A 13,345-nucleotide genomic window follows, 5' to 3' on the forward strand; every position below is an offset into this window, starting at 1 on the left:
GGTGCAGCTGAGACAGCTGCACCCCCTGGGTGGGTGCGTGTGGCAGCCCTAAATAATCCTCCCACAGATGGCACAGATGCACACAGATGTTTAGGTTGCGTAGTATTGTTCCACGGAACACGCAGAATACACAGAAGTCTCTTGCTGTGGGAGGATGCAGTGGCAGCTTTGTTGGTGCACTTCTTGCTTTGTTGGTGCACTTGAGACAAGTGCACCCCCTGAGAGGTTGCGTGGGTATGGCAGGGATGCCATACCCTCCAACAATTGCACAGACTGGGAGGGTGTCCTAAAATATCTGTGCGCATCTGTGATATCTGTGGGAGAATATCTCAGCAAGAATTTCTGTGAATTCGGTGAATTCTGTGGGAAGATAGTTTGGTGGCAGCGTGGGTATGGCAGGATGCCATACCCTCCTATAAGTGCACCTCTTGAGGAAATCTACTCGTTAACTTGTCAACTAATAAAAAAAAGAACTATGCTGAATAAGATAATAAGGTTCTCGCTTGAGAACAGAATACTCGTGTTGGTGGCGTCGGTGCTGCTCGTCATAGGCGGACTGTACTCCACCAGCCAGACCGATGTGGACGTGTTCCCCGACCTCAACGCCCCCACCGTGGTCATCATGACCGAAGCTGGTGGCATGGCGACCGAGGAAGTGGAGCAACTTGTGACGTTCCCGATAGAGACCGCCGTCAACGGCAGCACCGGTGTGCGTCGCGTGCGCTCGCAGTCGACCAACGGCTTCTCCGTAGTGTGGGTAGAGTTCGACTGGGGCACCGACATCTACCTTGCACGCCAGATTGTGAGCGAGAAACTCGCCGCAGTAGGCGAGCAGATGCCCGCCGGAGTGAGTGCTCCGGTGCTCGGTCCGCAGTCGTCGATACTCGGCGAGGTGCTCATCGTGAGCCTCACCAGTAAGCACACCACGCAGCAAGACCTGCGCACGTATGCCGACTGGGTGATACGTCCGCGTCTGCTCTCCACCGGCGGTGTGGCGCAGGTGAGCGTGCACGGCGGCGACATCAAGGAATACCAGATACTTCTTAGTCCGGGCAGGATGAAGCACTTCGGCGTGTCGCTCGCCGACATCATGGCGTGCACACGCGGCATGAACACCAACACCAACGGTGGCGTGCGCTACAAGTACGGCAACGAGTACATCATCCGCGGCATCACCTCGACCAACGACGTGGAGAAGCTCGGTACGAGCATCGTGAAGAAGAACGGCGAGAGCGTAGTCACCCTCGCCGACGTAGCCACGATAAAGATAGGCAACCAGTCGCCGAAGCTCGGCGTAGCCAGCGAGCGCGCCCAGTCAGCCGTGCTCCTCACCGTTACGAAGCAGCCCAACACCAGCACCATCGACCTCACGAAGCACCTCGACATCGCACTCGACGACCTCAAGCAGACCCTGCCCTCCGACGTGCATATCTCTACCGACATCTTCCGCCAGGCAGACTTCATCGAGAGCAGCATCGACAACGTGCAGAAGTCGCTCATCGAGGGCGCCATCTTCGTGGTTGTCATCCTTATGCTCTTCCTTGCCAACGTGCGCACCACGCTCATCTCGCTCGTCACGATACCCATCTCGTTCCTTGTGGCGATGATAGTGCTCAACGCCCTCGGCATCAGCATCAACACCATGACCCTCGGCGGACTCGCCATTGCCATCGGCTCGCTCGTCGACGATGCCATCGTCGATGTGGAGAACGTGTACAAGCACATACGCCAGAACCGCGCCCTGCCCGAGGCAGAGCGAGTGCCCATTATCGAACTCGTGTACAACGCTTCGCGCGAGGTACGTATGCCTATCCTCAACTCCACGCTGATCATCGTGGTGAGCTTCGCGCCGCTCTTCTTCCTCAGCGGCATGGAAGGCAGGATGCTCATACCCCTTGGCATCGCCTTCGTGACAGCCCTCTTCGCCTCCACCCTCGTAGCCCTCACGCTCACCCCCGTGCTCTGCAGCTACCTGCTCGGCAAGAGCAAGGGCGAGCTGCCGAAGGAAGCCTTCGTGGCAGTGTGGCTTAAGACCTACTACGAGCGTGCCCTGCTGTGGGTGCTCGCCAACACACGCAAGGTGATAGTAGGCACCGCAGCGCTGTTCGTTGTCGCCGTGGGCGTGTTCTTCTGCTTAGGCAGCAGCTTCCTGCCCAAGTTCAACGAAGGCTCGTTCACCATCAACATCTCCTCGCTGCCCGGCATCTCGCTCGAAGAGAGCGACTCTATCGGTGCACGTGCCGAGCGACTGCTGCTGCAGGTGCCCGAGATAAAGACCGTGGCACGCAAGACCGGCCGCGCCGAACTCGACGAGCACGCCCTCGGTGTGAACGTGAGCGAGATAGAAGCCCCGTTCGAGCTGAAAGACCGCAGCCATGAGGAAGTGCTCAACGACGTGCGCAAGCGCCTCTCGGTGCTCGCCGGTGCCAACATCGAGATCGGTCAGCCCATCTCCCACCGCATCGACGCCATGCTCTCCGGCACACAAGCCAGCATCGCCATCAAGCTCTTCGGCACCGACCTCAACCGTATGTTCACCATCGGCAATCAGATAAAGGACGCCTGCCAGGACATCAAGGGCATCGCCGACCTCAACGTGGAGCAGCAGATAGAGCGTCCTGAACTGAAGATAGTGCCGCACCGCGAACAGCTCGTGCGCAACGGCATCACGCTGCCCGAGTTCAACGAGTTTCTCGCCGTGAACCTCGCCGGCGAGACCGTCTCGCAGGTGTACGAAGCCGGCAGAGCCTTCAACCTCGTGGTGAAGGCAGCCGACTACGACGAGGTGAGCAACCTCATCATCGACACGCAGGACGGACGCAAGGTGCCGCTGAGCGACGTGGCAGACATCATATCCAGTGCCGGACCCAACACCATCAACCGCGAGAACGTGCAGCGCAAGATAGTAATCTCAGCCAACACCAGCGGCAGAGCCTTGAGCGACGTCGTAGCCGACATCAAGCAGGCAGTAGGCGAGAAAGTGCAGTTGCCCGAAGGCTACCACGTAGAGTACGGCGGACAGTTTGAGAGTCAGGAGAGTGCCAGCCGCGTGCTCTACCTCACCTGCATGGTAGCCATAGTCGTCATCTTCTTCCTGCTCTTCATGCAGTTCCGCAACGCCCTTGAAGCCGGCGTCATACTGCTCAACCTCCCGTTGGCACTCATCGGCGGCATCTTCGCCATCGTGCTCACCACCGGCGAGGTAAGCATCCCAGCCGTCATCGGCTTCATCTCGCTCTTCGGCATCGCCACGCGCAACGGTATGCTACTCATCACCGAGTACAAGCGTCTGCGCACCGAGGAAGGCAGAAGCGTGCGCGACGCCATCGTCGAAGGCTCGCTCTCGCGTCTGAACCCCATACTCATGACCGCCCTCACCTCCGCCCTCGCCCTCGTGCCCCTCGCCCTCGGCGGCGACCTGCCCGGCAACGAGATACAGTCGCCGATGGCGAAGGTGATACTCGGCGGACTCATCAGCTCCACATTACTCAACGCATTCATAGTACCGATAATATATGAGAAGATATCTAATCGCCATAGCCGTGGCACTCAGCGCGTGTAGCGCCGCCCTCGCCGACACCATTGGCGACGTGCTCAAGCAGATAGCTGCGAACAACCTCACCCTGCAGTCGGCAGCGCACGACATGCGTGCCGACGTGCTCGACGTGAAAGCTACGAACACCCTCGGCGGTCCGTCGGTAGAGTACAGTCCATTCTTCACCAAGGGCTACTCCGGCGTGGCAGAGAGCGAGCTCGTGGTGAGTCAGGAGATCGACTTCCCCACGAAGTACGCCGCCCGCAGCAAGCAGGCGCAGATGCAGCAGGCGGTGGGCGAGAAGCAGATAGCCAAGCAGCGTCGCGACATACTCCTGCAGGCGCAGCTCGTCTGCCTCGACCTCATCCGCGTGAACCAGACCCTCGCCATGCTCCGCGAGCGCCTTGCCAACAGCGACACCCTCCTCCTGATGTACGAGAAGCGCATGGAGGCAGGCGATGCCAACGCCCTTGAACTGAACAAGGTGAAGCTCGACTGCATGGAAGTGCGCACCCTCGTCAGCGAGGCAGAGGGCGAACGCACCGCCCTCCTGCAGCAGCTCAAGCAGTTGAACGGTGGCAAGCCACTCGACGTGACCGCCACCGAGCTGCCCCACTACGAGCCGATAGCCGACTTCGAGCAGTATCGCGCCCTCGCCCTCGCCTCGGATGCCGACGTGGCAGTGGCGCAGACCGCCCTCCGCGCTGCCGACCTGAACCTGAAGCAGCAGAAGAGCGAGTGGCTGCCCAGCATCTCCTTCGGCTACCGCCGCAACACCGAGCAGCGCGAAGCCATCAACGGCTTTATGGTAGGCGTGAGCTTTCCGCTCTACAGCAACAGCAGCAACGTTAAGGCGGCACGCGAGCGCCGTGAGAGTGCCGAGCTGCAGGTGCAGCAGGCGCAGCACGATGCCGAAGCCGAGCTGCGCACCAGTTACGAGCAGCTGCAGGGCTTGCAGGAGGTGATAGACCACAGCGACGTGAAGCTCCTGCAGGAGTCGCTCGCGCTCTTCAAGAAGGCATTGCAGCAGGGCGAGATAACCGCCCTTGTCTACTACGTGGAGATAAACAGTATATACGAGAAGCTACAGCGACACATCGACCTCCACTGCCAGAGCGTGAAGCTACTGGCGGAGCTGCACCGGAATGAGTTTTGAGTTTTGAGTTGTGAGTTTTGAATTGTTAAAGGCTTAGGAAGGCTTAAAGCGGCTTAGTTCGGCTTATACGCTGCCTTAAGCTCGGCTTATACGCTGCCTTAAGTCGCTGCCTTAAGCTCGGCTTAATTGCCCCAGAAAACCTTTGTTATACCCATCCGCGTCGACCGACGCGGATGCTCGTATCGACCGACGCAGATGCTCGTATCGACCGACGCGGATGCTCGTAACGACCGACGCAGATGCTCGTAACGACCGACGCGGATGCTCGTAACGGTCGACGCGGATCATCTAACCATAATAGTTTGTCTGGTAAAACGTTTGTAGAGACGGAAAAAATCGCTATATTTGCAAGAGTATGAGGCACGGTATATCATGCAGAACGGCCTTGAGATTCCGTACGGACACAACGCCGACTGTGGCAAGGCCAACGAGTGGGCAAGCAGAGTGTTGCTCGAGGAAGAGTAATTAAAAAGTAAAAAAGTAAAAGAGTAAAAAAGTAAAAAGCGAGGCAATGTCGGTGCTGACATTGCCTCGCTTTTACCTTTTAGAATATCGACTCCTCTGTTATTATGTTTTTAGAATATTGACTCCTCTGTTTCGGACGTGAACAGCTCAAGAGCTTTCATTCCCATGATGGAGTTGCCCTTCGAGTTGAGTCGCGGGCTCCATACCGCAATAGAGTAGCGCGATGGGTATAAAGCCACGATGCCTCCGCCCACGCCGCTCTTGGCAGGCAGACCGACAAGAAAGGCGAACTCTCCCGACTCGTCGTATAATCCGCAAGTCTGCATGATGGCGTTGATGCGTTTCACTCGCGATATGCTCAGGTTGACACCAGCGTGAGAGAACGGCTGACTGCTCTTGGCGAATGCCATGAAGGCACGCGAGAGATCCTCGCAACTCATCTCTACAGAGCACATCGTGCAGTAGAAGTCGAGCACGTCGTGCACATCGTTATGCAGATTGCCGTGATGCTTCAGCAGATAGGCAATGGAAGCATTCAGATAGCAGCAGCTCAGCTCCGAGCGTGTCACCTCCTCCGAGTAGTTGATGTCAGGGTTGTCAGCCAGCGTGCGCACGAAATTGATGAAGAACTCCTTCGGGTTGTCGATGAGCGAGAGGATAACGTCGGCAGTGACCAAGGCACCGGCGTTGATGAACGGGTTGCACGGTTTGCCGTGCTCGTACTCCAGTTGCACAAGCGAGTTGAATGCTGTGCCCGAAGGCTCCTTGCCTATTCTTTGCCACAGATCCTTGCCTAACAGACTCAGTGCTACGGCAAGCGAGAATACCTTTGAGATGCTCTGTATTGAGAACTTCACGTCGGATGCTCCGAGGCGGTAGGTTCTGCCGTCGAGAATGTTGAGGCAGAGCCCGAACTGGTCGGGGTTTACGTTAGCTAAAGCCGGGATGTAGTCGGCTTGCTTGCCGTCGTGAGCGTAGACCTCTATCTCTTGTCGGATGTGTTCCAATAATGGTTGATAGTCCATAGCCAAATGTTTTACGGTTCTCTGTATGCTTTAGTCGAACAGTCCCGGTTCCACAGCGTTGCTGCCCGTCATCGGTCGTCCGAGGTGCTGGTAGGCGAGGGGAGTGACCATGCGTCCGCGCTGCGTGCGCTTTATGAAGCCCTCCATGATGAGATACGGCTCGTACACCTCCTCGACGGTGCCCGTGTCCTCGCCGATGGCTGTGGCGATGGTAGACACGCCGACCGGTCCGCCGCGGAACTTGTCGATGATTGTAAGCAGTATCTTGTTGTCAATCTCGTCCAGACCATACTGGTCGATGTTGAGCGCTGAGAGCGATAGTCGCGCAATGTCGCGGTCGATGCGTCCGTTGCCCTTCACCTGCGCAAAGTCGCGCACACGGCGCAGCAGAGCGTTCGCAATACGCGGCGTGCCACGCGAGCGGCGCGCAATCTCTATAGCCGCATCGTCGTCGATGGGCACCTTCAGAATCATCGCCGAGCGCTTGATAATCTTCTGCAGCATCTCCGGTCCGTAGTACTCCAGGTGGAGGTTGATGCCGAAGCGTGCGCGGAGCGGCGCCGTGAGCAGTCCGCTGCGCGTTGTGGCACCCACGAGTGTGAACGGGTTGAGGTCGATCTGTATAGACCGCGCCGACGGACCCTTGTCGATCATGATGTCGATGCGGTAGTCCTCCATCGCCGAATAGAGATACTCCTCTACGACCGGCGAGAGACGGTGAATCTCGTCTATGAACAGCACGTCGCGCGGCTCCAGCGATGTGAGTATGCCGGCGAGGTCGCCCGGCTTGTCGAGCACCGGTCCGCTCGTAATCTTGAAGCCCACGCCCAGTTCGTTGGCTATGATGTTGCTAAGTGTCGTCTTGCCCAGTCCAGGGGGACCGTGCAGCAGCGTATGGTCGAGCGGTTCGCCGCGGTACTTCGCCGCCTCGACGAACACTTCGAGGTTCTCCACCACCTTCTGCTGTCCGCTGAAATCGCCGAACCGCAGCGGTCGCAGAGCGTTCTCAAAGTCCTTCTCGCCCTTGCGCCCCTGCTCCTGACGTATGTCGAAATCTTCTTCCATGTTGTTTTGCTTGTTTTTTGTGGGAGTAGAGGACAAGCAGTCGGCATGTTACCGGCAGTTGTCCAACTCGTTTCTTTTCATTATCAAAGGGTAACGTTCTGGATGCTTCAGACTTTCAATTTCCAAATCCACATCCAAATTAGGCCATTCAATGGCGTTGCGTCCGCACATCTGTACGTTGAGCGCATCCGAAATACTTGCATTGCGCATCCACGGAATGCGGTTGTAGGAAAGGAAGTAGTCCTGCCCTAACACGGAAATCATTAAACCCTTGTCGTTAATCATCAAGACGCTTACCGACATGTCTTGTGAACTTGACTTTAAAGTAGTCTCCATATTCTGTAAGTATTTTTTCGATAAAACTAAGTTCTTTGTTGTTAAAGCCATAATTCTCGGCAAGTTCTATATCAGGTTCAAGCCAATATTTAGCTTCTTTTTCTGCTTTGATTATGTGGATGTGTATTCTTGCTTCCTCGTTGGAGAAAATCTTGAATACGAATCCGTTCTGTTCCTTGAACTTTGGACTCATAGTTGTTCAAATAATATATTCTTTTTACAAAGTTAGTGCAAATCGAACACAATACAAAACAAGCTGGCTTGTTTTTATTGTTGAGATGCAGCCTAATTTATACAAAGTTAGTGTATTTTTGGCAGAAAAAACGCTATACACTTGGATAAAACAAATGAAACAACTAAATTTGTAGTCAACAGCCACTTCCGACTTACGGAAGAACGCACACTACTAACCCATTAAAACCCGAATAGAATTATGCTCGTAAAGACTTATTCCGCAGCCGTAAACGGACTCGACGTAACCACCGTAACCGTGGAAGTGAATATCGTGCCCGGCGTGATGTATCGCATGACCGGACTCGGCGACACCGCCGTGCGCGAAGGACGCGACCGCATCGCATCGGCGTTGCAGGTGAACGGATATAAGTTTCCGCACGCAGACATCACCATCAACCTCGCTCCAGCCGACCTGCGCAAGGAGGGTAGCTCGTTCGACCTGCCGCTGGCTATGGCTATACTCACCGCGAGCGGAGCCGTGACAGCCGACACTATCGGCGACTACATGCTCGTGGGCGAGCTGAGCTTAGACGGCACGCTGCAGCCCGTGAAAGGAGCTCTGCCCATAGCCATACGGGCAAGAACCGAGAAGTTCAAAGGACTGATTGTGCCGAAGCAGAACGAGTGTGAGGCAGCAGTGGTGAACAATCTGGAGGTGTACGGCATGGAGAGCATCACAGATGTCATCAATCTGCTCACCGGAAGAGAGATCTACGAGCCGACACACGTCGACACACGCCGCGAGTTCTACGAACAGCAGAGCCGCTTCGACCTCGACTTCGCAGACGTGCGCGGTCAGGAGAGCGTGAAGCGTGCGTTGGAAGTGGCAGCAGCAGGCGGCCATAACCTGATAATGGTGGGTCCTCCGGGTTCGGGCAAGTCGATGATGGCGAAGCGTCTACCCTCTATTCTGCCGCCGCTATCGCTCTCGGAGAGTCTGGAGACGACGCAGATACACAGCGTAGCCGGAAAGCTGAAGCGCGGCACATCGCTCATCTCGCAACGCCCGTTCCGCTCGCCCCATCACACCATATCGGAAGTGGCACTCGTAGGTGGCGGCATCAATCCGCAGCCTGGTGAGATATCGCTGGCACATAACGGTGTCTTGTTCGCCGACGAGCTGCCCGAATTCAACAAGCAGACCCTCGAAGTGCTGCGTCAGCCGCTCGAAGACCATAAGATAACCATCTCGCGCTCGAAGTACACCGTGGAGTTCCCCTGCTCGTTCATGTTCATCGCCTCGATGAACCCCTGCCCCTGCGGCTATTACAACGACCCGACGCACAAATGCTGCTGCACGCCCGGACAGATTCAGCGCTATATGAGCAAGATATCCGGTCCGCTGCTCGACCGCATCGACATACAGTGCGAGATTACGCCCGTGCCGTTCAAGGACATCTCGAAAGCGCAGCCCGGTGAGCCGAGTGCTGCCATCCGTGAGCGTGTCATCAAGGCACGCGACATACAGACCGCCCGCTACAAAGACTTCAAAGGCATACACTGCAACGCGCAGATGACTGAGCGCATGATTCACCAATTCGCCGAGCCCGACGACGCCTCCATCAATCTCCTGCGCACAGCCATGGAGAAGTTCTCGCTCTCCGCCCGCGCCTATAACCGCATACTGAAAGTGGCGCGCACCATCGCCGACCTCGACGGTTCAGAGCGTGTGGAGGTGCAGCACATCAGCGAAGCTATTGGCTACCGCAACCTCGACCGTGGCGACTGGGCGGAGCGCAGAATGTATTAAAAGTAAAAAGGTAGGAGGTATGGGCATCCTGCCCATACCACGCAGCCACAAAGCATTTAAAGGTAAAAAGCTAAAAACATGAACAATTCAATAGAAATATACCGCTCGCAAGACGGTAGCGTGCAGCTTAATGTGAAGCTGGAGAACGAGACCGTATGGCTAAGCGCAAATCAAATGGCAATGCTTTTTGATCGCGATGCAAAGACTATACGCAAGCATATAAATAATGTGTTTGCTGATGGCGAATTAACAAAGGAAAGCAACACGCATTTTTTGCGTGTTGCTAATTCTGACAAACCCGTTCCGTTTTACAATCTTGATGTTATCATCTCTGTTGGATATAGAGTCAAGAGTCAGCAAGGTGTACAATTTCGTCGTTGGGCGACCTCCGTCCTCAAGCAATACCTCATCAAGGGCTATGCCATTAATCAGCAGATAAAGCTCGACCGCTACAACGAACTGAAGGATGTTGCGAATCTGATAAACCGAGAGAATCAGTAAAAGTCGTAATAATAGTGCGGCTTGTGTTATATATTTTTGAATATAAATCGTTAAATTTGCACATTATTTAATGCTCGTTTATGGATAATTGTCCCAACATAATAATTTACCGCACGACTGATGGTAAGGTTTCTGTTGCCCTTTATGCCAAAGATGGTAAGGTTTGGCTTAATCAGCAACAGATGGCAGAACTTTTTGCCACCTCCAAATCTAACATTAGTATGCATGTGTCCAATATTTTGAAAGACAAGGAGTTGGAAGAAAAATCAGTTGTTAAGAATTTCTTAACAACTGCCACTGATGGCAAGACTTACAATGTAGTGTTCTATTCTTTGGAAATGATTATAGCTGTGGGCTATCGAGTTAGAGGAGTGCGTGGTACGCAATTTCGTCAGTGGGCAACGGAACATTTGACAGAGTATCTTGTCAAAGGTTTTACCATGGATGATGAACGCTTGAAAAATCCTGATGGACGTCCTGATTATTTTGATGAATTACTTCTACGTATCCGCGATATCCGTACGTCAGAAAAGCGTTTCTATCAAAAGATTCGTGACTTGTTTACTCTGAGTAGCGATTACGATAGAACGGATAAGGCGACGCAAATGTTTTTCGCTGAGATCCAGGATAAATTGCTATATGCTGTTACGCACAAAACTGCTGCTGAGATTGTAGTTGAACGGGCTGACGCTTCATTGCCTAATATGGGACTGACCTCATGGAAGGGAACGATAGTAAGAAAAGGCGACGTGATAACAGCTAAGAATTATCTTTTAGCAGAGGAGATAGAGGATCTGAATAGGCTTGTTGATATCTTTCTTACGAGTGCAGAGATGCGAGTAAAGGAACGTCGTGACCTTACACTCGACTATTGGCGAAAGAATGTTGATGCGTTGTTGATGTTTCAGGACAAAGATGTTCTTAAAGGCAAAGGTTCTGTATCGAATGCACAGATGGAAAGCATAGCTCATAAGTGTTATGATGAGTTCAATGCTTGGCGGAAACAGATTGAATCCAAGGAAGCTGATGAGCAGGATATGAAGATGCTTGAGGATGTGGAGAATAGAATAAAGGCAAAGTGATTTGCTAAAACTGATAATAATTGTTTACATACATACACACAATGAAGAATTCAATTGAGAATCTCTATCAGCTTGACGGTAGAGTGCCATTGGGGAAAGCTCTCCCGTTTGGCTTGCAACACGTGCTGGCGATGTTCGTCAGCAACATCACACCGATAATGATTTTAGCAAGCGTTGTCGGCCTTGACAGCGCGGTCAGTGCGGCACTTATACAGAACTGTATGGTCATTGCCGGCATTGGTACGCTTGTGCAGCTGTTCCCGGTATGGCGCATCGGCTCGCGTCTGCCTATCGTCATGGGTATTTCGTTCACATTCCTCTCGCTCGCCATCAGCATCGCCGGTGCATACGGCATGGGCACGCTTATCGGTGCGGTCATCATCGGCGGACTTGTGGAGGGCGTGCTCGGCTTGTTCGTGAAGTACTGGATAAAGCTCATTCCGCACGTCGTGTCGGCAACGGTCGTTACTGCCATCGGCTTCTCGCTCCTGCCTATTGGTGCCAACTCGTTTGCGGGTGGCATGGGTTCGCCCGATTTCGGAAGCCTTAACAACTGGATCGTGGGTTCTGTTACGCTGCTTGCCTGCCTTCTTTGTCAGGTGTTTGCAAAGGGATTTCTACGTTCACTCTCTGTTCTTGTGGGTCTTATCGTGGGCTATATCCTTGCCTGCTTCATGGGCATGGTCGACTTCAGCGGTCTTTCGGGCTTGGCTGTAGTGTCGATGCCGCGCCTTCTGCCGTTCACGCCGGAGTTCAATATCGGTGCCATACTCTCGGTTGTAGCCGTCTATCTCGTGTCGGCTACGGAGACCATCGGCGACACGTCTGCTCTGTGCAACGGTGCGCTGAACCGCGACCCTGAGACAAAGGAGATGGGCGCAGCCATCAGTTGCGACGGCTTCGTAAGTAGCGTGTCGGGCTTGTTCGGCTGTACGCCAATCACATCGTTCAGTCAGAACGTAGGCTTGGCAGCCATGTCGGGCGTCGTTAACCGCTTCACTATCGGCATCGGTGCTTTGGTGATGATTGTAGGCGGTGTGTTCCCCGTAGTGGGTCACGCCCTCACCACCATTCCGCAGGCTGTGCTCGGTGGCTGTACCATTATGATGTTCGGTAGTATTCTCTATGCAGGCTTCGGTATGATGGCACGCACGGGCTTCTCGCAGCGCAACATGGTAATCGTGAGTCTCTCGCTCAGCGTGGGTCTCGGTTTTACACAAGCTACCGAGATGTTTAAGATATTCCCCGAGATTGTACGCACGGTGTTCGCAGAGAACTGCGTAGCCGTTGTGTTCCTCCTCGCTGTACTGCTCAACCTGCTGCTCCCGAAGAAGGAGGAGTAAGGTGTTGTGGTGGTGAGTCAACCTAAAACCTCACCACCTCAACATATCTCAACATAACACCACCTCACCATAACAACATCCTATCAACATGACCTCACACGAAATCTTTATGCTTACCGCGCTGGTATCCACCGGCATCTTTCTGCTTCAGTTTGTAATCTCCGTGTTCTTTGGCGACTTGGACATGGACGTTGACGGCGATGCCAATGTCGACTTCGACCTTGGCAGTCTGTTCTCGTTCAAGGGACTTGTTCACTTCCTCATCGGCTTCGGCTGGACACGTGTGCTGTTCGGCGGCGACACGTGGCAGACGTATGCCTTGGCTGTGTTGGTGGGCATGGTGTTCATGCTCGTGCTCTTCTACTCTTACGTGCTGGCGTATCGTCTGCAGAACCTGCGCAAACCCGAGAAGCCTTACAGCCTTGTAGGCAGAGCGGGGCGCATATATATAAATGTGGGCGACGGACGATACACCATATTCGTGAAGCGCGACGGCGCGGAACGCGAGCTCGATGTCGTGTCGGAGTCGGGACGCACCGACTACAAGACCGATCAGGTGGTGACGATAAAGACCTACCGCGATAATACGTATTATATTGAGTGAGATGTTGAGATGGTGAGATGGTGAGGTGGTGAGATGTTGACAAATGCTGCTTTGACTGCGGATAATTTGTTAGCTTTTCTCATCCGCGCCGACCGATGCGGATGTCTGCGCCGACCGATGCGGATGTCTGCGCCGACCGACGCGGATGTCTGCACCGACCGACGCGGATTGGAGGTTTAAACCTTCTTTAGGCGTTTTCCTCATCTTCTCAACCCCCAAATTAATAACTAATAATTACCCTCATTCGCT

Annotated in this window: 12 protein-coding genes; 8 read left to right on the forward strand and 4 right to left on the reverse strand. The window is 54.1% G+C overall.

From position 1 onward, the window contains the following. Positions 1-475 precede the first annotated feature (475 nt). From HMPREF0673_RS12455 to HMPREF0673_RS15000, 3 genes are all read left to right on the forward strand, one after another. Positions 476-3,562, forward strand: coding sequence for an efflux RND transporter permease subunit (locus HMPREF0673_RS12455; protein WP_040597031.1), 3,087 nt, complete (start codon positions 476-478; stop codon positions 3,560-3,562). Next, positions 3,516-4,691, forward strand: a complete 1,176-nt coding sequence (locus HMPREF0673_RS12460; RefSeq protein WP_007903134.1) for a TolC family protein — start codon at positions 3,516-3,518, stop codon at positions 4,689-4,691. Before HMPREF0673_RS12455 ends, HMPREF0673_RS12460 begins: the two co-directional genes overlap by 47 nt. A gap of 142 nt (positions 4,692-4,833) precedes the next feature. Continuing rightward, positions 4,834-4,962, forward strand: a complete 129-nt coding sequence (locus HMPREF0673_RS15000; protein WP_281032428.1) for a hypothetical protein — start codon at positions 4,834-4,836, stop codon at positions 4,960-4,962. 304 nt (positions 4,963-5,266) lie between these two features. Here the strand turns inward: HMPREF0673_RS15000 and HMPREF0673_RS12465 are convergent, their stop codons facing one another. Genes HMPREF0673_RS12465 through HMPREF0673_RS12480 form a run of 4 tightly spaced genes read right to left on the reverse strand, consistent with a single transcriptional unit; the run spans position 5,267 to position 7,775 of the window. After that, positions 5,267-6,181 (reverse strand): glutaminase, encoded by a 915-nt coding sequence (locus HMPREF0673_RS12465; RefSeq protein ID WP_007903137.1) that lies wholly within the window; start codon positions 6,179-6,181, stop codon positions 5,267-5,269. A 30-nt stretch (positions 6,182-6,211) separates the two neighbouring features. Beyond that, positions 6,212-7,246 carry a Holliday junction branch migration DNA helicase RuvB gene (gene ruvB, locus HMPREF0673_RS12470; RefSeq protein WP_007903139.1) on the reverse strand — a complete coding sequence of 345 codons (1,035 nt, stop codon included), beginning with the start codon at positions 7,244-7,246 and terminating at the stop codon, positions 6,212-6,214. Positions 7,247-7,294: 48 nt separating this feature from the next. Beyond that, positions 7,295-7,582 (reverse strand): DUF2442 domain-containing protein, encoded by a 288-nt coding sequence (locus HMPREF0673_RS12475; RefSeq protein WP_022430579.1) that lies wholly within the window; start codon positions 7,580-7,582, stop codon positions 7,295-7,297. Further along, positions 7,524-7,775: a DUF4160 domain-containing protein gene (locus tag HMPREF0673_RS12480; protein ID WP_007903143.1), complete on the reverse strand. Its 252-nt coding sequence runs from the start codon at positions 7,773-7,775 to the stop codon at positions 7,524-7,526. The genes HMPREF0673_RS12475 and HMPREF0673_RS12480 overlap by 59 nt, the downstream gene beginning before the upstream one ends. 240 nt (positions 7,776-8,015) lie before the next feature. Here HMPREF0673_RS12480 and HMPREF0673_RS12485 point away from each other — a divergent pair, with 240 nt between their 5' ends. The 5 genes from HMPREF0673_RS12485 (at position 8,016) to HMPREF0673_RS12505 (ending at position 13,096) form a co-directional block, all read left to right on the forward strand. Beyond that, entirely contained in the window at positions 8,016-9,566 is a 1,551-nt protein-coding gene (locus HMPREF0673_RS12485; protein ID WP_007903146.1) for a YifB family Mg chelatase-like AAA ATPase, read from the forward strand. A gap of 78 nt (positions 9,567-9,644) precedes the next feature. Further along, positions 9,645-10,067, forward strand: coding sequence for a virulence RhuM family protein (locus tag HMPREF0673_RS12490; RefSeq protein WP_007903151.1), 423 nt, complete (start codon positions 9,645-9,647; stop codon positions 10,065-10,067). 80 nt (positions 10,068-10,147) lie between these two features. Further along, the gene (locus HMPREF0673_RS12495; protein WP_007903152.1) at positions 10,148-11,149 is read left to right on the forward strand and encodes a virulence RhuM family protein; all 1,002 of its coding nucleotides are present in this window, start codon (positions 10,148-10,150) and stop codon (positions 11,147-11,149) included. Positions 11,150-11,190: 41 nt separating this feature from the next. Then, positions 11,191-12,492, forward strand: coding sequence for a uracil-xanthine permease family protein (locus tag HMPREF0673_RS12500; RefSeq protein ID WP_007903154.1), 1,302 nt, complete (start codon positions 11,191-11,193; stop codon positions 12,490-12,492). An 88-nt stretch (positions 12,493-12,580) separates the two neighbouring features. After that, a complete protein-coding gene (locus HMPREF0673_RS12505) occupies positions 12,581-13,096 on the forward strand; it encodes a hypothetical protein (RefSeq protein ID WP_007903156.1) in 516 nt (171 codons plus the stop codon). The last annotated feature ends 249 nt before the right edge of the window (positions 13,097-13,345 follow it).

The sequence above is a fragment of the Leyella stercorea DSM 18206 genome, assembly GCF_000235885.1.
GTDB lineage: Bacteria > Bacteroidota > Bacteroidia > Bacteroidales > Bacteroidaceae > Prevotella > Prevotella stercorea.

Bases quoted from the DNA above. Each gene is read 5' to 3' on its own strand.
- HMPREF0673_RS12455 (WP_040597031.1), top strand. From the start codon at position 476: ATGCTGAATAAGATAATAAGGTTCTCGCTTGAGAACAGAATACTCGTG.
- HMPREF0673_RS12460 (WP_007903134.1), top strand. From the start codon at position 3,516: ATGAGAAGATATCTAATCGCCATAGCCGTGGCACTCAGCGCGTGTAGC.
- HMPREF0673_RS12465 (WP_007903137.1), bottom strand. From the start codon at position 6,181: ATGGACTATCAACCATTATTGGAACACATCCGACAAGAGATAGAGGTC.
- ruvB (WP_007903139.1), bottom strand. From the start codon at position 7,246: ATGGAAGAAGATTTCGACATACGTCAGGAGCAGGGGCGCAAGGGCGAG.
- HMPREF0673_RS12475 (WP_022430579.1), bottom strand. From the start codon at position 7,582: ATGGAGACTACTTTAAAGTCAAGTTCACAAGACATGTCGGTAAGCGTC.
- HMPREF0673_RS12480 (WP_007903143.1), bottom strand. From the start codon at position 7,775: ATGAGTCCAAAGTTCAAGGAACAGAACGGATTCGTATTCAAGATTTTC.
- HMPREF0673_RS12485 (WP_007903146.1), top strand. From the start codon at position 8,016: ATGCTCGTAAAGACTTATTCCGCAGCCGTAAACGGACTCGACGTAACC.
- HMPREF0673_RS12490 (WP_007903151.1), top strand. From the start codon at position 9,645: ATGAACAATTCAATAGAAATATACCGCTCGCAAGACGGTAGCGTGCAG.
- HMPREF0673_RS12495 (WP_007903152.1), top strand. From the start codon at position 10,148: ATGGATAATTGTCCCAACATAATAATTTACCGCACGACTGATGGTAAG.
- HMPREF0673_RS12500 (WP_007903154.1), top strand. From the start codon at position 11,191: ATGAAGAATTCAATTGAGAATCTCTATCAGCTTGACGGTAGAGTGCCA.
- HMPREF0673_RS12505 (WP_007903156.1), top strand. From the start codon at position 12,581: ATGACCTCACACGAAATCTTTATGCTTACCGCGCTGGTATCCACCGGC.